The organism is Pseudomonas sp. SBT1-2 (assembly GCF_028640875.1).
Lineage (GTDB): Bacteria > Pseudomonadota > Gammaproteobacteria > Pseudomonadales > Pseudomonadaceae > Aquipseudomonas > Aquipseudomonas chlororaphis_I.
This window is the reverse complement of sequence record NZ_JAQZAA010000006.1, coordinates 1-18,114: the sequence shown is the minus strand read 5'-3', so window position 1 is coordinate 18,114 and position 18,114 is coordinate 1. Positions and strand designations below refer to the sequence as shown.

The 18,114-nt window shown below is 62.3% G+C and carries 20 protein-coding genes and 1 pseudogene; 3 read left to right on the top strand and 18 right to left on the bottom strand.

Annotated features, from left to right (window positions below):
- Positions 1-76: 76 nt before the first annotated feature.
- The 11 genes and pseudogenes from PVZ78_RS31690 to ubiE form a co-directional block, all read right to left on the bottom strand.
- Positions 77-790, bottom strand: coding sequence for a methyl-accepting chemotaxis protein (locus PVZ78_RS31690; RefSeq protein ID WP_371923112.1), 714 nt, complete (start codon positions 788-790; stop codon positions 77-79).
- A gap of 141 nt (positions 791-931) precedes the next feature.
- A pseudogene (locus tag PVZ78_RS31685) lies at positions 932-1,993 on the bottom strand (methyl-accepting chemotaxis protein); the annotation flags it as partial.
- A 166-nt stretch (positions 1,994-2,159) separates the two neighbouring features.
- On the bottom strand, positions 2,160-2,867 hold the full coding sequence (locus tag PVZ78_RS00210) for a 16S rRNA (uracil(1498)-N(3))-methyltransferase (protein WP_016704436.1): 708 nt from the start codon (positions 2,865-2,867) through the stop codon (positions 2,160-2,162).
- Positions 2,864-3,658, bottom strand: a complete 795-nt coding sequence (gene tatC, locus PVZ78_RS00205) for a twin-arginine translocase subunit TatC (protein WP_009046579.1) — start codon at positions 3,656-3,658, stop codon at positions 2,864-2,866. The genes PVZ78_RS00210 and tatC overlap by 4 nt, the downstream gene beginning before the upstream one ends.
- Positions 3,655-4,095, bottom strand: a complete 441-nt coding sequence (gene tatB, locus PVZ78_RS00200; RefSeq protein WP_016704437.1) for a Sec-independent protein translocase protein TatB — start codon at positions 4,093-4,095, stop codon at positions 3,655-3,657. The genes tatC and tatB overlap by 4 nt, the downstream gene beginning before the upstream one ends.
- 10 nt (positions 4,096-4,105) lie before the next feature.
- Positions 4,106-4,384, bottom strand: coding sequence for a twin-arginine translocase TatA/TatE family subunit (locus PVZ78_RS00195; RefSeq protein WP_007925884.1), 279 nt, complete (start codon positions 4,382-4,384; stop codon positions 4,106-4,108).
- A 25-nt stretch (positions 4,385-4,409) separates the two neighbouring features.
- Positions 4,410-4,742, bottom strand: coding sequence for a phosphoribosyl-ATP diphosphatase (locus PVZ78_RS00190; RefSeq protein WP_007925883.1), 333 nt, complete (start codon positions 4,740-4,742; stop codon positions 4,410-4,412).
- Positions 4,743-4,744: 2 nt separating this feature from the next.
- Entirely contained in the window at positions 4,745-5,137 is a 393-nt protein-coding gene (gene hisI, locus PVZ78_RS00185) for a phosphoribosyl-AMP cyclohydrolase (protein WP_007925882.1), read from the bottom strand.
- Between the two features lie 81 nt (positions 5,138-5,218).
- The gene (gene ubiB / locus PVZ78_RS00180; protein ID WP_110176416.1) at positions 5,219-6,823 is read right to left on the bottom strand and encodes a ubiquinone biosynthesis regulatory protein kinase UbiB; all 1,605 of its coding nucleotides are present in this window, start codon (positions 6,821-6,823) and stop codon (positions 5,219-5,221) included.
- Complete coding sequence (locus tag PVZ78_RS00175; protein ID WP_009046582.1) at positions 6,820-7,443, bottom strand: ubiquinone biosynthesis accessory factor UbiJ; 624 nt, start codon at positions 7,441-7,443, stop codon at positions 6,820-6,822. Before PVZ78_RS00175 ends, ubiB begins: the two co-directional genes overlap by 4 nt.
- Positions 7,443-8,213 carry a bifunctional demethylmenaquinone methyltransferase/2-methoxy-6-polyprenyl-1,4-benzoquinol methylase UbiE gene (gene ubiE, locus PVZ78_RS00170; protein ID WP_007925879.1) on the bottom strand — a complete coding sequence of 257 codons (771 nt, stop codon included), beginning with the start codon at positions 8,211-8,213 and terminating at the stop codon, positions 7,443-7,445. Before ubiE ends, PVZ78_RS00175 begins: the two co-directional genes overlap by 1 nt.
- A gap of 156 nt (positions 8,214-8,369) precedes the next feature.
- On the opposite strand from ubiE, the gene PVZ78_RS00165 reads away from it, so the two are divergent.
- The 3 genes from PVZ78_RS00165 to PVZ78_RS00155 all read left to right on the top strand — a co-directional run bounded on the left by PVZ78_RS00165 (position 8,370) and on the right by PVZ78_RS00155 (position 10,114).
- A complete protein-coding gene (locus tag PVZ78_RS00165; RefSeq protein ID WP_007925878.1) occupies positions 8,370-8,645 on the top strand; it encodes a polyhydroxyalkanoic acid system family protein in 276 nt (91 codons plus the stop codon).
- A 208-nt stretch (positions 8,646-8,853) separates the two neighbouring features.
- Entirely contained in the window at positions 8,854-9,276 is a 423-nt protein-coding gene (locus PVZ78_RS00160; RefSeq protein ID WP_009046583.1) for a phasin family protein, read from the top strand.
- A 10-nt stretch (positions 9,277-9,286) separates the two neighbouring features.
- Entirely contained in the window at positions 9,287-10,114 is an 828-nt protein-coding gene (locus PVZ78_RS00155; RefSeq protein ID WP_273828065.1) for a phasin family protein, read from the top strand.
- Between the two features lie 75 nt (positions 10,115-10,189).
- Here PVZ78_RS00155 and PVZ78_RS00150 read toward each other — a convergent pair whose 3' ends face one another.
- From PVZ78_RS00150 to hslV, 7 genes are all read right to left on the bottom strand, one after another.
- Positions 10,190-10,810 (bottom strand): TetR/AcrR family transcriptional regulator, encoded by a 621-nt coding sequence (locus tag PVZ78_RS00150; protein WP_009046585.1) that lies wholly within the window; start codon positions 10,808-10,810, stop codon positions 10,190-10,192.
- 57 nt (positions 10,811-10,867) lie between these two features.
- Positions 10,868-12,550 (bottom strand): class II poly(R)-hydroxyalkanoic acid synthase, encoded by a 1,683-nt coding sequence (phaC, locus tag PVZ78_RS00145; RefSeq protein ID WP_028683783.1) that lies wholly within the window; start codon positions 12,548-12,550, stop codon positions 10,868-10,870.
- Positions 12,551-12,656: 106 nt separating this feature from the next.
- On the bottom strand, positions 12,657-13,514 hold the full coding sequence (phaZ, locus tag PVZ78_RS00140; protein WP_009046587.1) for a poly(3-hydroxyalkanoate) depolymerase: 858 nt from the start codon (positions 13,512-13,514) through the stop codon (positions 12,657-12,659).
- A gap of 96 nt (positions 13,515-13,610) precedes the next feature.
- Positions 13,611-15,290, bottom strand: coding sequence for a class II poly(R)-hydroxyalkanoic acid synthase (gene phaC, locus PVZ78_RS00135; RefSeq protein WP_009046588.1), 1,680 nt, complete (start codon positions 15,288-15,290; stop codon positions 13,611-13,613).
- A 258-nt stretch (positions 15,291-15,548) separates the two neighbouring features.
- The gene (locus PVZ78_RS00130; RefSeq protein WP_007925870.1) at positions 15,549-15,926 is read right to left on the bottom strand and encodes a gamma-butyrobetaine hydroxylase-like domain-containing protein; all 378 of its coding nucleotides are present in this window, start codon (positions 15,924-15,926) and stop codon (positions 15,549-15,551) included.
- A gap of 79 nt (positions 15,927-16,005) precedes the next feature.
- Positions 16,006-17,346 carry an ATP-dependent protease ATPase subunit HslU gene (gene hslU / locus PVZ78_RS00125; protein WP_009046589.1) on the bottom strand — a complete coding sequence of 447 codons (1,341 nt, stop codon included), beginning with the start codon at positions 17,344-17,346 and terminating at the stop codon, positions 16,006-16,008.
- Between the two features lie 57 nt (positions 17,347-17,403).
- Positions 17,404-17,934 (bottom strand): ATP-dependent protease subunit HslV, encoded by a 531-nt coding sequence (hslV, locus tag PVZ78_RS00120; RefSeq protein WP_007925866.1) that lies wholly within the window; start codon positions 17,932-17,934, stop codon positions 17,404-17,406.
- Between the last annotated feature and the right edge of the window lie 180 nt (positions 17,935-18,114).

Genomic DNA, 18,114 nt, shown 5'->3' with positions numbered 1-18,114 from the left:
ACAGATGACCTTTATCTGTAGGAGCGAGGCTTGCCCGCGATTGTTTCACCCCGATATCAAGCGAAACCGGCTCGGCTCAAACCCGGAAGCGCCCGACCAGGGTCTGCAGATGGGTCCCCAGGCGCGCCAGCTCGACGCTGGAGGCCGCTGTTTCCTCACTGGCTGCCGAGGTCTGCTCGGACACGTCGCGCACGTTCAGCACGCTTCTGTTGATTTCCTCGGCCACCGCGCTCTGCTGCTCGGCCGCGGCGGCGATCTGCTGGTTCATCGCCTGGATCGCCGAGACGGTGCGGGTGATGTTTTCCAGCGAGCCACCGGCCCGACGGGTCAGCTCTACGCTGCTGTCGGTCAGGTTGCGGCTGTTGTCCATGATGTTGGCCACTTCCTGGGTGCCGTTCTGCAGGCCGACGATCAGCTCCTCGATCTCTTCGGTGGACTTCTGGGTGCGCTGCGCCAGGCTGCGCACCTCGTCGGCCACCACGGCGAAACCACGACCGGCTTCACCCGCGCGGGCGGCTTCGATGGCGGCGTTGAGGGCCAGCAGGTTGGTCTGCTGGGCGACCGACTTGATCACGTCGAGCACACTGCCGATCTTGTCGCTTTCCTGCTTCAGGTGGCCCATGGCGGCGGTTGAGTTGCCGACCTCGGCGGCCAGGCGTTCGATCTGTGCGATCGCCTCGCCAACTACCTTGTCGCCCTCGCGGGCCTGCTGATCGGCGGCGACCGCGGCTTCCGAGGCTTCCTCGGCGTTGCGCGCGACTTCCTGGACCGTGGCGGCCATTTCATTCATGGCGGTGGCGACCTGGTCGGTCTCGACTTTCTGGCTGTTGACTCCGGCGCTGGTCTGCTCGGTCACCGCCGACAGTTGCTCGGCGGCGCTGGCAATCTGGGTGACGCCATCGCTGATGCCGCCGATCAGCTCGCGCAGGCTCAGGGTCATGCGTTGCATGGCCCGTTGCAGCTGGCCGAGCTCGTCGCGACGCTCGACCTGCAGGTTTTCGCTGAGATCGCCCGAGGCGACACGCTCGACCACCTTGAGGGTCTGGCGCAGCGGGATGACGATCTGCCGGGTGATGCTCCAGGCAGCAACCAGGCCGAACAGCAGGGCCAGGGCGGTGACGATGGCCAGGGTGCTTCTGGCCCGGGCGGCGTCGCTGTCGCGTTTGTGGGTTTGCGCGGCGGTCAGCTGCTTGCTGACGTCCATCAGGCGGTCGCCCTGGGCCGCCATGCGTTTGAGCGCGGCGGCGCTGGCCACCTGGGAGTCGCGAAACTCGCTGACGGCGGAGCGATAGCCCTTGAGGGCTTCGGTGGCCTGTTGCAGGTTGGCCAGGTGCTGTTCCGGCAGCTTGGCCGGCAGGCTGGCGAGGTTGTTCAGGGCGTTGTCGATGGCGTCCAGCGCCGGCTGTTCGGCCTCGGCCTTGCCGCTGTAGGTGTAGCCGCGGACCTGGAAGCGCGCCTGCTGGATCAGTTTGCTCAGGTCGATGACGCTATTGAACTGCGCCACGCTGTCGCCCTGCAGCATGGATTTCTCCACTTCGGCCACCCGGGCCACGGCGTTATCGGCGGTGGCGCCCAGTTTGGCGCGGGCGGCTTCGCGGCTGGCGGTGGCGCGGGTCATGTCGGCGAAGGCCAGCTTGTACTCGCTGACGGCGGCGATCTGCTGGTCGATCATGGCGATGCTTTCAGGCATTTCCAGCATCTTGCGTGCGCGTTGCAGGCCTTCGTCGAGCTTGTTCAGCAGCTCGCTGACGGCCCCCGGTCCCTGCTCGCCACGGCGCATTTCATAGTCCAGGCGCGCGATGCGCAGGTCCTTGGTCAGCTCGTTGAGGCTGGAGATGTAGCCCAGCTTGTCGCCGCGCTCGATCACATTGCCCAGGCCCAGCCAGCCGGTCGCGGTGATCAGCAGGGTCAGTAGCAGCACCAGACCGAAGCCAACGCCGAGTTTGAGGTTGACGCTCACATTTCCCAGACTCTGGGCTAACCAACGGTACATGCCGCGAACTCCCTTGGGCTATTAATAGGTTTTGTAGAGAACCTATCGGCTGCGTCAGATAAATCTGAAGCGTCCGTGTAACAGCAGCGAGGCTTGCCGGCGATGGCGCCGTGTCAGGCACCGCGCTATCGCGGGCAAGCCTCGCTCCTACGGGAGTGGGGGTTAGTTAGAAGAGGCGGGCGAGAAGGGCGGTGACGGCGGTTTCGACCCGCAGGATGCGTTCGCCGAGTTGCACCGGTTGCAGGCCGGACTTGCCCAGCAGGTCGATTTCGTAGGGGATCCAGCCGCCTTCCGGGCCGATGGCCAGGGTCACCGGCTCATCCAGGCCGCGAGGGCAGGCCGGGTATTGGCCGGGATGGCCGACCAGGCCGAGGGTGCCTTCGACCAGCGCTGGCAGGCGGTCTTCGACGAAGGGTTTGAAGCGCTTTTCGATGACCACTTCCGGCAGCACGCTGTCGCGGGCCTGTTCCAGGCCGAGGATCAGTTGCTCGCGAATCGCCTCGGGTTCGAGGAAAGGCGTTTGCCAGAAGCTTTTCTCGACCCGGTAGCTGTTCACCAGCACCAGCCGGGGCACGCCCATGGCCGCGACGGTTTGCAGCACCCGGCGGAGCATTTTCGGGCGCGGCAGGGCCAGCACCAGGGTCAGGGGCAGCTTGGTCGGCGGTGGCTGGTCGAGGCTGACTTGCAGTTCGGCTTCCCCAGGCTCCAGGCGCAGCAGTTCGGCCGAGCCCATCAACCCGCCGATACGGCCGACCCGCAGGCTGTCGCCCACCGCGGCCCGATGGACTTCCTGCATGTGGGTCAGGCGGCGATCGCGCAGGATCACCCGGTCGGCCGCGATGAAGTCGGCCTCCTCGAGCAGCAGCAGGTTCACGCTTGGGTCGCTGGCGGCTGGTCGTTGTGGTCTTCCGCCGGCTGGTCGTCCGGATGGTCGCCGCGTTTGCTGATCAGGCTGCCGAACAGGATGCCGATCTCGAACAGCAGCCACATCGGTACCGCCAGCAGGGTTTGGGAGAAGATGTCCGGCGGGGTCAGGATCATGCCGACCACGAAGCAGCCGATGATCACGTATGGGCGGATCTTCTTCAGGTAGGCGACGTCGACCACGCCGATCCACACCAGCAGCACCACCGCCACCGGGATCTCGAACGCCACGCCGAAGGCGAAGAACAGGGTCATGACGAAATCGAGGTAGCTGGTGATGTCGGTCATCATTTCCACGCCGGCCGGGGTGGCCGCGGCGAAGAACTTGAAGATCAGCGGGAACACCAGGAAATAGGCGAAGGCCATGCCGATGTAGAACAGCAGGATGCTGGAGACCAGCAGTGGTACGGCGATGCGCTTTTCATGCTTGTACAGGCCGGGGGCGATGAAGCCCCAGATCTGGTGCAGGATCACCGGGATCGCCAGGAACAGCGAGACCATCATCGTCAGCTTGAGCGGGGTCAGGAACGGCGACGCCACGTCGGTGGCGATCATCGTTGCGCCCGCCGGCAGGTACTGGCGCAACGGCGTGGAGACGATGGTGTAGATCTGCTGGGTGAAGGCGAACAGCCCGCCGAAGATCAGGAAGATCGCCGCCACGCAGCGCAGCAACCGGGTGCGCAACTCGGTGAGGTGCGACACCAGCGGCATATGTTGGTCGTTTTCCGGAATATCGCTCATGGGGCTCGCGGCGGCAAAGTAGGGTCGTGGGGGGCTGGCGTGACAGGCGTTGTCACGGGCGCAGCCGGTTCGGCCGGTGCAGTTGCGGCAGTAGGGCTCGCCGTGGTCGCGCTGGCGGGCGCTTCAGGCGCCGCGGCGGGCGCATGAATGCTCTGTTCGGCCACGGGCTCGACCGGTGTCGGCTGTTGCTGGATCGGATTGAGGATTTTCCGCGCTTCCTGTTCCAGCGACAGAATGTGTTCGTTGTGCAGTTGCCGACGAATTTCATCGGCACCGATTTCCCGTTCAACTTCCTGCTTGATCGCATTGAAGCTGCGCTTCAGGCGGCCGATCCACAGGCCAGCCGTGCGCGCGGCGCCCGGCAGACGCTCGGGGCCGAGCACCAGCAGGGCCACCAGGCCGACGAGCAGCAGTTCAGAGAAGCTGATACCAAACATTAGTCAGTGCTCACGAGTCTTTGCGGGTCGGCTCTTCGACTTTTTGCGCCTGCACGTCGATGGTGTGCGGCTGGTTCAGCGGAGCGCTTTGCGGCTGGACCGGCGGAGCAGGCTGGGCGGTCGGAGGCACGCCAGGCTCGGCGGGTTTTTCGTCGTCGTTCATGGCCTTGCGAAAGCCCTTGATCGATTCGCCGACATCGGTGCCGAGGTTTTTCAGTTTCTTGGTGCCGAACACCAGCACCACGACAACCAGGATGACGATCCAGTGTTTCCAGTCAAAAATGCCCATGCTGCGTTTCCTCTCTAAATGATGTTCAGGCGGACGGACGCGAGGCTTTCTCGGCGTGTCCGGACAAACCGAAGCGCCGGTCCAGTTCATCGAGAACGGCCTGCGGATGCTGCCCCAGCTGGGCGAGCATGACCATGGTGTGGAACCACAGGTCGGCGGTTTCGTAGATCACATCGCTGCAGTCGCCGCTGTGGGCGGCGTCCTTGGCGGCAATGATGGTTTCCACCGATTCCTCGCCGACTTTTTCCAGAATCTTGTTCAGGCCCTTGTGGTACAGGCTGGCGACATAGGAAGTGTCGGCGGCGGCGCCTTTGCGCTCTTCCAGCACCTGGGCCAGACGGGTCAGGGTATCGCTCATGTTCAGTGTCCTGCTTGATAGATCGCGTGCGGGTCTTTGAGTACCGGATCGACCGTTTTCCAGTCGCCGTTTTCATAAACGCGGTAGAAGCAGCTCTGGCGGCCTGTGTGGCAGGCAATGTCGCCGATCTGTTCGACCATCAGGATGATGACGTCGGCATCGCAGTCCAGGCGCATTTCATGGAGCTTTTGCACATGCCCGGACTCTTCTCCCTTGCGCCATAGCTTGCCACGCGAACGTGACCAGTAGATGGCACGGTTTTCGGCAGCGGTCAGGCTCAGCGCCTCGCGGTTCATCCAGGCCATCATCAGCACGCGCCCGGTCTTGTGATCCTGGGCGATGGCCGGCACCAGGCCGTCAGCGTCCCATTTGATCTCGTCCAGCCAATCTTTCATCTTCGACTCCGACAACAGGGCCCGACGCGCTCGTCGAGCCTCGGCGATGAGAAACAGTGTGCCAGCCGCTAGCCCGGCTGGCTATCGGCGCACGACCAGATACAAGCCCACGGCCATCATGATGCCGGCCGGCCAGTGACCCAGCTCGTTCAGCGGTCCGCCGGCCGCGAGGATCGCGCCACCGGCCAGGTGCGCCGCGCCGAGAAGGCGCAGGAACCAGTCGTCCTTGCGCCGTTTCCAGGGCGGCGAAGGGTCCTGGGCATGGGGCTGGGACATGCGTTCGAGCAGGTCGCGGGTCATGTTGGCCAGGTGCGGCAGTTGTTCGACCTGGCTGTGCAGGTTGCCCAGCAAGGCTTTGGGGCTGACGCGCTCGCGCATCCAGCGTTCGAGGAACGGCTGGGCGGTGTTCCACAGGTCCAGCTCCGGGTACAGCTGGCGGCCCAGGCCTTCGATGTTCAGCAGGGTCTTTTGCAGCAGCACCAGTTGCGGCTGCACTTCCATGTTGAAGCGGCGAGCGGTCTGGAACAGGCGCATCAGCACCTGGCCGAAGGAAATATCTTTTAACGGTTTTTCGAAGATCGGCTCGCACACGGTACGGATCGCCGCTTCGAATTCGTTGAGTTTGGTCTCTGCCGGCACCCAGCCCGAATCGATGTGCAACTGCGCCACGCGCCGGTAATCACGCTTGAAGAACGCGAACAGGTTGCGCGCCAGGTAGTCCTGGTCTTCCGGGGTCAGGCTGCCGACGATGCCGCAGTCGATGGCAATGTATTGCGGGCTCCACGGCTGCACGGTGCTGACGAAGATGTTGCCCGGGTGCATGTCGGCGTGGAAGAAGCTGTCGCGGAACACCTGGGTGAAGAAGATCTCCACGCCGCGCTCGGCGAGCATTTTCATGTCGGTGCGCTGGTCGGCCAGGGTGGCCAGGTCGGTCACCTGGATCCCGTAGATGCGCTCCATGACCAGCACTTTCGGCCGGCACCAGTCCCAGTAGACCTGCGGCACGTAGAGTAGCGGCGAGCCTTCGAAGTTGCGCTTGAGCTGGCTGGCGTTGGCCGCTTCGCGCAACAGGTCGAGTTCGTCGTAGATGGTTTTTTCGTAATCGCTGACCACATCCACCGGGTGCAGCAGGCGGGCGTCGGCCGAAACCTTTTCGGCGGCGCGGGCAAGGATGAACAGCCAGGCCAGGTCCTGGGCGATGACCGGCTTGAGGCCCGGGCGGATGACCTTGACCACCACTTCTTCGCCGCTCTTGAGCTGGGCGGCGTGGACTTGCGCCACCGAAGCGGAGGCCAGGGGCTCGATATCGAAGCGGCTGAACACATCGCTGATCTTCTTGCCCAGTTGCTCCTCGATCAGCGCCACCGACTTCTTCGAATCGAAGGGCGGCACGCGGTCCTGCAGCAGCATCAGCTCGTCGGCGATGTCTTCGGGCAGCAGATCGCGGCGGGTCGAGAGAATCTGTCCGAACTTGATGAAGATCGGCCCCAGGTCCTGCAAGGCCAGGCGCAGGCGCGCACCGCGGCTCAGCTCCAGCTGCTTGCGCGGGAACCAGCGCCAGGGCAAGGCGTAGCGCAGCGCCAGGAGGAACCAGGGCAGGGGCAGGGCGAACAGCAGGTCATCGAGGCGGTAGCGGATCACGACGCGCTGGATGCGCAACAAACGGCGGACGGCAAGCAGCTTCATGCGTTATCGCTTGGGTCAAGGGATCGGGAAAGGCGCTCGAAGCGCGCCTCGAGGCGTTCCAGGTCGAGCTTGACCCGGTCCAGTTCACTGAAGCGGGCTTCGGCTTCGCGCTGGCCCACCAGGGTGCGCGACTCTTCGGCCAGGTATTCGGCGAGATTCTGGTTCAGGCTGGCGAAACCCTGGCGATACCAGCGCGCGCGGCTGCGTAAATGGCCGCTGAACAGCTGGGTGGCCACCGGGCCGAGCCAGCGCGAGAGTTCGTACTCCCAGTCCAGTTCGAGGTCCTGGAGGATGGCCGCCAGTTCCAGCAGCACGCCGCTGTCGCCTTCCAGCTCGACTTCGGGGCTGTGCAGCACCGAGGTCTTGTCCTGGCTCAGGGCCAGGCGCACCAGGCTCGAGGCCGGCGCCCGCAGGGTGCAGTCGGCGTCGGCCGTCCAATGCGCGGCGAGGGTCAGGCCCTCATCGCCAGGAATGACGAACAGCTGCACGCTCGGGCTGCGGCAATCGACGGCGATGACCTTGCCGTTCAAATGCTGCAAGCGTGGCAAAGCCGTGCTGTCGAGACGCAGTACACGGTTGAGGCCGTGTTCGACGCTGGCAAGCAGGCCGCTGAACAACATCAGGGTTTGATGCCGCGGTGCAGGGCGACGATGCCCGCGGTCATGTTGTGGTAGGTCACGCGATCGAAGCCGGCCTCGACCATCATCGACTTCAGGGTTTCCTGGTTCGGGTGCATGCGGATCGATTCGGCCAGGTAGCGATAGCTTTCCGAGTCGTTGGTGATCAGCTTGCCGGCCAGCGGCATGAAGGCGAACGAGTAGGCGTCGTAGACCTTGGACATCAGCGCGTTGGTCGGCTTGGAGAACTCCAGTACCAGCAGGCGGCCACCGGGCTTGAGCACCCGCAGCATCGAGCGCAGGGCGTCTTCCTTGTGGGTCACGTTGCGCAGGCCGAAGGCGATGGTCACGACGTCGAAATGGTTGTCCGGGAACGGCAGCTTTTCCGCGTCGGCCTGAACGAACTCGATGTTGCCGGCCACGCCCTTGTCGAGCAGGCGGTCGCGACCGACCTTGAGCATGGAGGCGTTGATGTCCGCCAGCACCACCTGGCCGGTAGGACCCACCAGATGGGAGAACTTGCGGGTCAGGTCGCCGGTGCCGCCGGCGATGTCCAGCACGCGATTGCCAGGGCGAACGCCGGACAATTCGATCGTGAAGCGTTTCCACAGGCGATGCATGCCACCGGACAGTACGTCGTTCATCAAGTCGTACTTGGCGGCCACCGAGTGGAACACCTCAGCGACTTTTTCCGCCTTCTGGCTTTCCGGAACGTTTTTGAAGCCGAAGTGAGTGGTGGGTTCGGCATCGCTGCCTTTGCGCTGATCAGTCATATCGCTGTCACCAAAAGAGAATGCGGGACATTCTAATCCCGGTGGCGGTCTTTGTCTTGGCAAGGCTGAATGTAAGATAGTGAAGCGCCGGGGCGTTTTGACGCAGCGCAGCTCAAGACGCTCATAGGCAAGTCCCGATAAAGCAGGAGTCATTCAATGGCCCGTATAAGTGTTGAGCGTGCCCACGGCCTGGGTAAGGAAGCAGCCCGCGAAAAGGCTGACCAGTTGGCGCAGAAACTGGCCGATCAGTATGGCCTCGAGCCGCAGTGGTCGGGCGATACCCTGAACCTCAAGCGTTCGGGGGTCAAAGGTGCGGTGCAGGTGGGCGACGATTCGATCAGGGTCGATGTCGAGCTGGGCCTGTTGATGTCCGCCATGAGCGGCATGATCAAGTCGGAAATCGAAAAGGCGCTGGATAAAGCCCTGGTCTGAGCCGCTTTCACCGAAGTCGGCTTGCCGGTGATTTGGGTGTTGTCATGACGCCTGGAAAAACATCGCTGGCGAGCCGGTCATCTCCAATAACCCGCCACCTTTTTTATGACATTGGTTAGGGTGCCGATTCTAATTTTTCTCACTACTTTGTGCCTGAGCCCACTTTCCTGCGGGCAGTTCCTCAAACCTTCTGCGCGTGAGGTGCACCATGGCCAAAGCAATTCTGAAGAAAAAAGTTGATGTCGCATCAACCACTCTGAGCGAAGTCAAATCCTATGCCCGCAAGATCTGGCTGGCAGGCCTGGGTGCCTACACCAAGGTCGGTCAGGAAGGCAGCGAGTACTTTCAAGAGCTCGTTAAAGCCGGTCAATCTGTTGAAAAGAAAGGCAAAAAAGTTGTGACTGAACAACTTGAGGCCGCCAACAGTCAGATTGATAACGTGAAGAGCGATGTCACCAGTCTCAGGGGCAAAGTCGAAGTGCAGCTGGATAAAGTCGAGAGGGCTTTTGACACGCGCGTCGCAAGTGCCTTGAATCGCATCGGCATTCCGTCTAAACATGACGTTGAGACACTCTCTGCTAAGCTCGATGAGCTGACGGCATTGCTCGAACGTGTCGCGCGTAAACATTAAGGAGAACGGGATGGCTGGTAAAAAGAATACTGAAAAAGAAGGCAGCTCGTGGATCGGGAAGGTCGAAGACTACTCCCGTAAAATCTGGCTTGCTGGTTTAGGCGTGTACTCGAAAATCGACACTGACGGCAGCAAGCTTTTCGAGTCGCTGGTCAAGGATGGCGAGAAAGCCGAGAAGCTCACCAAAAGCGCTGTCGGCAAGAAAGTCGATGCCGCCAAGGACTCCGCGAGCTCGGCAAAATCGCGCATCAGTGGCGTCAAGGACCGCGCGCTGGGCAAGTGGGACGAGCTGGAAGGTGCATTCGACAAGCGCTTGAACAGTGCCATTTCGCGTCTGGGCGTGCCCAGCCGCAATGAAGTCAAGGCGCTGCACAGCAAGGTCGACACCCTGACCAAACAGATCGAGAAACTCACAGGCGCCAAGGTAGCTCCGATCGCGGCCAAGACTGCAGCGGCCAAACCGGCGGCCAAGCCTCTGGCTAAAGCAGCAGCCAAACCGGCAGCCAAGGCTCCGGCCAAAGCAGCAGCCAAGCCTGCCGCGAAACCGGCAGCCAAAACTGCGGCGGCCAAGCCGGCTGCAAAACCTGCCGCCAAGCCAGTATCCGCCAAGCCCGCGGCAAAACCAGCGGCCAAGCCCGCTGCGAAACCGGCGGCGAAACCGGCGGCGAAAAAACCAGCAGTGAAAAAACCGGCAGCACCCAAGGCCGCAGCACCGAAGCCAGCGGTTGTCGCCAAGCCGGCAGCACCGGTCAGCCCTGCGAACTCCGCAGTGGCGCCAAGCCCTGTCGTTACCCCGACTGCGGCGCCAGCACCCGCGACGCCAACCAGCCAGTCCTGAGTTTTTCGGGACATACAAAAACGCCCGGCCTGCAAAGGCCGGGCGTTTTTGTTTGTGGGGTTCTTGCGGCACCGATCAATCGTGTTCGTCGAGGTAACGCAGGGCCATCTGCTCGGTGGCCAGTTTCGCCGGTGGCAACAGGTGTGGAGCCACCAGCATCATGATCTGGTAGACCACCACCCGTACCTCGCCCTCGCGATCGAGGATGCGCTGATAGTCCAGCGAGAACAGCAGGGTCATGGTGATCTGTTCCACCAGTTGCCCCAGCGCCTGGGTATCGCTGACCAGTTGGCCCGAAGCCTTGAGCCTGGCCAGCAGCGAGGCCAGGGTGCGCTTCAGGGCGTTGAGCAGGTTGCGAATCCCCTTGGCCAGCTTCGGCAGGCGCCCGGCCAGGTTGGACAGGTCCTGGAACAGGAAGCGGTAGTGCGCCAGGCGTTCGACGATCAGGTGCAGGAACAGCCAGTAGTCTTCGGGCGCCAGGTGCACATCGGCGGGCGGATCTAGCAGGGGCGTCAGTTCATTCTGGAAACGCTCGAACAGCCCGAGGACCAGCGGCTCCTTGCCGTGAAAGTGGTAGTAGAGGTTGCCGGGGCTGATCCCCATTTCGTTGGCAACTTCCATGGTCGAGACATTGGGTTCGCCCTTGTGGTTGAACAGCTGCAGGGCACATTCGAGTATCCGGTCGCGGGTTTTCATCCAGTCTTCTTGGTTGTTCAGTCAGGCCGCGACCCTCGGGCCGCGGCGCGGGGAAATTCAGCGGACGCGCACGTAGGTGCCAGGCGCCGCCTCCATCGGTGGGTAATTCTGGTTGCCCAGGGTCATCAGGGTTTCGCGCTGGGCGCCGGAACGCTGCTGGATCCATTCCAGCCATTGCGTCCACCAACTGCCGTCGACGTGCTTGGCGTCGTAGTACCAGGCCCGCGGGTCGCTGCTGAGCTTGCCGTTTTCGACGTAGTTGGCCTTGGGGTTGCTCGGCGGGTTGAGGATGCTCTGCACGTGCCCGCTGTTGGACAGCACGAAGCGCTTTTCGCCGCCCAGCAGCAGGGTCGAGCGATACACCGCATCCCAGGGGGTGATGTGGTCGTTGATTCCGGCAACGCTGAAACTGTCGACCGTGACTTTTTGCAGGTCGATTGGCGTGCCGCAGACTTCCAGGCCACCGGGATGACTCATCGGGTTGTGCTTGAAGAAATCCAGCAGATCGCCATGAAAGGCAGCCGGCAGCCGGGTGTTGTCGTTGTTCCAGTAGAGGATGTCGAACGCCGGCGGCTCCTTGCCCAGCAGGTAATTGTTGACCCAGTAATTCCAGATCAGGTCGTTGGGCCGCATCCAGGCGAACACCTTGGCCATGTCGCGACCGTCGAGCACGCCGCGTTGATAGGAGCGGCGCTTGGCTGCCTCGAGGGTCTGCTCGTCGGCGAACAGGGTCGCCGGGCTGTCCAACTGACTATCCAGCAGGCTGACCAGGTAGGTGGAGCTGGAGACCCGGCGCAGTTGTCGCTTGGCTTGCAGGTGGCCTTGCAGGGCGGCAATGGTCAGGCCGCCGGCACAGGCCCCCATCAGGTTCACGTCACGACTGCCGGTGATCGCCCGGCAGACGTTCATGGCTTCCTCCACGGCCTCGACATAGCTCGACAGGCCCCATTCGCGATGCCGGACATCGGGGTTGCGCCAGCTGATGATGAAGGTCTGCAGGCCGTTTTTCAGGGCGAACTGCACGAAGCTGTTGGTGGGGCTGAGGTCGAAGATATAGAACTTGTTGATCTGTGGCGGCACGACCAGCAGGGGCCGGGCGTACTGTTTTTCGCTCATCGGCTTGTACTGGATCAGTTCCAGCAGTTCGTTGCGAAACACCACCGAACCGGGGGTAGTGGCCAGGTTCCTGCCGACTTCGAAGGACTGTTTGGTGACCTGGCTGGGCAGGCCATCGTTATGCAGCAGGTCATCGACCAGATGACCGATGCCACGGATCACGCTGCTGCCGCCGGAGTTGAAGATCTCCTTGATCGCCAGCGGATTGAGCAGGGTGTTGGACGGTGCCACCGCATCGTTGAGCAGGTTGAAGGCAAAGTGCGCGCGGGCCCGGTCGTCCTCGCTCATGCCGCTGTCGTCGATCCAGCCCCTGATCTGTTTCTGCCAGCTGAGATAGGCCTGCAGGCCGCGTCGGTAAAACGGGTTCAGGCTCCAGGTCGGATCGGAGAACCGGCTGTCCTGGGGGTTGGGTTTGTGCAGCGTTTCCCCCAGCAGGACACGGCCCAATTGGCCTCCCAGTGCCAAGGCGTGGCGGGCGCTGTGCGCCGGGTGGCGCAGGCCGTAGGTGGCCACGCTGCGCAGGGTCGACAGCAAGTCACGGCCACGCAGGCCGGTGATGGCACTCTGGGCTGTGATGTAGGTGGCGGGCGTGGGCAACGAGCCCGCCGTTGGTTTGTCTCGCATGCTTCAACACTCCTTCGTCAAGCCATCAACAAGCACACCAAGACAAACACCATAGTCGGTCCTGAACCATCCTGCGCGCGACGATCCTGTCGGCAGACGCTTTTTGCTACGTACCGCTGAACGGTGTCGGATGCGGGTGCATCACTGCCCGCTGCCGTTCCTCCTCGAGGAATTTCATGATGATCGGCGCGACAGCTTCGGCCCGGGTAATCAGGAACAGATGCCCGTCGTCGATGATGTGCAACTGGGCGTTGGGAATTCGCCACGCCAGCATGCGCATGTTGATCAGCGGGATCAGTGGGTCGTCGTCGCCGGCCAGCACCAGGGTCGGCTGGTGGATCTTGTGCAGCCAGTGGATGCTGGTCCAGCCGAGGCCAGCGAACAGCTGCCAGTAGTAGCCCAGCTTGCCCGCCGAGCGGACCTTGCTGGCATGTTCGGCGGCGAGGTTGGGATCGCGGCGGAACGAGCCGCCATAAATCAGGGGGGCGATGCGGATCACATGGGAGGGCTGGATATAGCGCCGCGGGCTGGCCATCATCCACAGCACCTTGGGTTTGCCCGGCACCATGAAGGCGCCTGCGGCGGTGGCGGCCAGCACCAGTTTCTTGCAGCGTTCGGGGTAGTCATAGGCGAACTGCTGGGCCAGCGCCCCGCCCCAGGACACACCCACCACATTGACCTGCCCATAGTCGAGGTAATCGAGCATGCGCGTGGTCAGTTTGGCCAGTCCGGGAAAACGGTAGGGTCGGCTCGGCGTCGAGGAGCCACCAACGCCCGGTACGTCGAAGGCGATGACTTCCAGGTCCGGGTCCAGAGCCTGCACGAATGGAAACACCAGCTCCAGGTTGGCGCCGATACCATTGAAAATCAGCAAGGGTGTCAAGTGAGGCTTGCCTGGGCGTACCGCGGTGCGGATGGTCTGGCCATCCAGGTCGACGGTGCGAAAGATGAACGGTTGAGGCATGCCTTGGCCCTGTTGGTGGAATCGTTGCCTGCAAGAGAGAGTCGCTTGCGCAGCAGCATCAGCGCAAGCGGCTCGATCCTGCAGGCTTGCTATCGGTTAACGTTCATGGACATAAGTACCCGGCGCCGCCTCGGCCGCTGGATACGCCTTGTTGCCGAGAATGCTCGGCGTCTTTTTCAGTTTGCCCGAGCGCTCCGCCTGCCAGGCCTGCCAGTGCAGCCACCAGGAGTCAGTGTGCTTGGTGGAGTTTTCCTGCCAGTCGTCGGCGCTGGGCGGCATCTCTTCGCTGGTCATGTAGCGCGACTTGGGGTTGCCCGGCGGGTTGAGGATGCTCTGGATATGCCCGCTGCTGGAGAGGACGAATTCGACCTTGCCGCCGAACAGTTGGGCCGACTTGTAGCAGGACTTCCATGGGGTGATGTGATCGTTGGTGCCGGCCAGAGAGAAGATGTCGGCGGTGACCTGTTTCAGGTCGATCGGCGTACCGCACACTTCCAGTGCGTTGGGGCGGATCAGTGGATTGTTTTTGAACATTTCGATCAGGTCGCCGTGGAAGGCCGCGGGCAACCGGGTGGTGTCGTTGTTCCAGAACAGGATGTCGAACACCGGCGGCTCGTTGCCCAGCAGGTAGTTGTTCACCCAGTAGTTCCAGATCAGGTCGTTGGGCCGCATCCAGGCGAAGACCTTGGCCATGTCGCGGCCTTCCAGCACGCCAGCCTGATAGGAATGACGCTTGGCGGCTTCCAGGGTCTGCTCGTCGACGAACAGCGCCACCTGGGTGTCGAGGGTGGTATCGAGCACGCTGACCAGCAGGGTCAGGGCGTTGACCTTCTTCTCGCCCAGGGCCGCGTAGTGCCCCAGCAGCGCTGTGCAGGTGATGCCACCGGAGCAGGCGCCGAGCATGTTCACGTCTTTGCTGCCGGTGATGGCGGTGACCACGTCGACCGCTTCTTTCAGCGCTTCGATGTAGGTCGACAGGCCCCACTCGCGCTGCGCCTTGGTCGGGTTGCGCCAACTGACGATAAAGGTCTGCACGCCGTTGCGCAGGCAGAAACGCGCCAGGCTCTTGTCCGGGCTGAGGTCGAAGACGTAGAACTTGTTGATCTGTGGCGGGACCACCAGCAGCGGGCGTTCGTGCACCTGCTCGGTCACCGGGCGGTACTGGATCAGTTCCAGCACGTCGTTGCGAAATACCACCGCGCCTTCACTGGTGCCCAGGTTCTTGCCGATCTCGAAGGCGTCCATGTTGACCTGGCTCGGCATGCCGCCGTTGTGCACCAGGTCCTTGGCCAGATGGGAGAGGCCATCGAGCAGGCTTTTGCCGCCGGTCTCGAAGAAGCGTTTGACCGCCGCGGGGTTGGCGGCGGTGTTGGTCGGCGCCATGGCTTCGGTCATCAGGTTGATGACGAAGTGGGCGCGACTGATGTCCTGTTCGGAGAGGTTGCTGTGGCCGATCCAGTCGTGAAGCTCCTTGCGCCACGCCAGGTAGGTTTGCAGGTAACGCTTGTACAGCGGGTTCTGGCTCCAGGCCGGATCGTTGAAGCGACGGTCATCGCTCTCCGGTTGCAGCGTCGATTTGCCGAACATCACGTTCTTCAGTTCGACGCCGAAATGGGCCACATGTTTGGCGCTGTGCAGCGGTTGTTTGATGGCCTGGGTCAGCACCATACGAGCAGAGGTAAGCAGATCTTTCCGACGTAAACCGATGACAGGATTCAGGCCCAGAGTGTTTTCCGAGGCTTGGCGTTTCAGGTCATCGTTATTCTTGTTACTCATCTACGACGCTCCATTGTCCTGAGACGAGTACCGGACCTGCTGTGTAGTCACACAGCAAAGATGCCAGGTACTACTGCTCGGGTGACCGTTGATTCTGCATTACTGCTTTTTTGTTCAGAGAACACTGCAGGGAACTTGCCAGCTCCATTGGTTACCCGAGTTTAATTTTTTTCGCAAGCAGGCCAATCGTTGGCCATGCAGCCCAGCATTCAAACAGATGAATCTAGAAAATGCCCTCTAAAGCGTCAGAGGTCTGATCTAGAGCATCAGCTTGACGATAGACTCATTCGGGTCGCGGGACTTTCCGGCGGCTTGAAGTTCGGCAAGATAATCCTTCCACAGATCGTCCTGGCGCACCGCCAACTGGTACAGGTAGTCCCAGGTGAACAGGCCGCTGTCATGCCCGTCGTCGAAGGTCAATTTCAGTGCGTACTGGCCCGCCGGTTCGACCTTGGTCAGGCCGACTCCGATCTTGCCAAATTGCAGGATGGGTTTGCCGTGGCCCTGGACCTCGGCGGAGGGGGAGTGCACCCGCAGGAATTCGGCGGGCAGGTGATAGACCTCGTCTGGCGCATAGGTCAGCGTCAGGGTCTTCGAGGCTTTGTGCAGGTTGATGGCGGTGGGAAGTCTGGTCATGGGGGCAGCTTAAAGCTGCAAGCCCCAAGCTACAAGATGACTACGGTCAACTTGCAGCTTGAAGCTTATGGCTTGTCGCTTAGAGGATATAACGGGACAGGTCTTCGTTCTGCGCCAATTCGCCCAGGTGACTGTTGACGTAGGCGGCGTCGATGCGGATCGGCTCTTCGTTGTGGGCGCTGGCCAGGTCGCCGGCGCTGAACGACACCTCTTCGAGCAAGCGCTCGAGCAGGGTGTGCAGGCGACGGGCACCGATGTTCTCGGTCTTCTCGTTGACCTGCCAGGCGATCTCCGCCAGGCGCTTGATACCGTCCGCCTGGAACTCGATGACCAGGCCTTCGGTTTTCAGCAGCTCGCGGTATTGCTCGGTCAGGGAGGCGTGAGGCTCGCTGAGAATGCGCTCGAAGTCTTCCGGCGACAGCGCCTTGAGTTCGACACGGATCGGCAAGCGGCCTTGCAGCTCGGGCACCAGGTCGCTCGGCTTGCTCAGGTGGAACGCGCCGGAAGCGATGAACAGGATGTGGTCGGTCTTGACCATGCCCAGCTTGGTGTTGACGGTGCAGCCTTCGATCAGCGGCAGCAGGTCGCGCTGCACGCCTTCGCGAGAGACGTCGACGCCGCCGGAGTTGCCACGCTTGGCAACCTTGTCGATTTCGTCGATGAACACGATGCCGTGCTGTTCGACCGCTTCCAGGGCCTTGGCCTTGAGTTCTTCATCGTTGACCAGGCGGCTGGCTTCTTCGTCGCGGATCAGCTTGAGCGCGTCCTTGACCTTGAGCTTGCGGTTCTTGCGCTGGCCCTTGCCCATATTGGCGAAGAGGCTCTGCAACTGGTTGGTCATCTCTTCCATGCCCGGTGGCGCGGAAATGTCGACGCCGCTGACTTCAGCCACTTCGATCTCGATTTCCTTGTCGTCCAGCTGGCCTTCGCGCAGGCGCTTGCGGAACAGCTGGCGGGTGTTGGAGTCCTGGGCCGGGGCGGCGTCCTCGTTGCTGAAACCCATGCGCGCCGGTGGCAGCAGGGCATCGAGGATGCGCTCTTCGGCAGCGTCTTCGGCGCGGTGGCGCACGCGGGTCATTTCCTGTTCGCGGAACAGTTTGATCGCGGCATCGGCCAGGTCGCGGATGATGGACTCAACGTCACGGCCGACATAACCGACTTCGGTGAACTTGGTCGCTTCGACCTTGATGAACGGAGCGTTGGCCAGCTTGGCCAGGCGCCGGGCGATCTCGGTCTTGCCGACGCCGGTCGGGCCGATCATCAGGATGTTCTTCGGGGTTACTTCGACACGCAGCTCTTCAGGCAGCTGCATGCGGCGCCAGCGGTTACGCAGTGCGATGGCGACGGCGCGCTTGGCATCGTCCTGGCCGATGATATGGCGGTTGAGTTCGTGGACGATTTCGCGGGGAGTCATGGGCATAGTAATTGGCGGTCCTCAAGCAAGAATGAATGCCGTGGCGCGATGGCCGAAACAGGCTTATTCCGCGAGATCCTGCTCCTCAATGGTCTGGGTGTGGTTGGTGAATACGCAGATGTCGCCGGCGATGCCCAAGGCGGTTTCGACGATTTCGCGGGCCGACAGGTCGGTTTTCTTCAGCAGGGCGCTGGCTGCGGCCTGGGCATAGGCGCCGCCGGAGCCCATGGCGATCAGGCCGTCTTCCGGCTCGACCACGTCACCGTTGCCGGTGATGATCAGGGAAGCGTCCTTGTTGGCGACTGCGAGCATGGCTTCGAGACGGCTGAGGGAGCGGTCGGTGCGCCATTCCTTGGCCAGTTCGACGGCGGCGCGTACCAGGTGCCCCTGATGTTTCTCAAGCTGGCCTTCGAAACGTTCGAACAGGGTGAAGGCGTCAGCCGTGGCCCCGGCAAAGCCGGCGATAACCTGGCCGTGATACAGGCGACGAACCTTTTTCGCGTTGCCTTTCATCACGGTGTTGCCGAGGGAAACCTGGCCGTCGCCGCCCATGACGACTTTGCCGAAGCGGCGGACTGAAACGATGGTGGTCAAGGGGAGAGTCTCCACGCTGCGGGGCGAAAATGCCCTGATGGAAACTCATATGGGGGTGGCGTGGGGTTTTTCAACTGCGGCGGGGGTTGTGGGACGAGCGGTCTTTGCTGCTGGGGGAGGCGGTGTCAATGAGGACGCCATCGCGAGCAAGCTCGCTCCTACAGGTTTGGCACAGGCCTT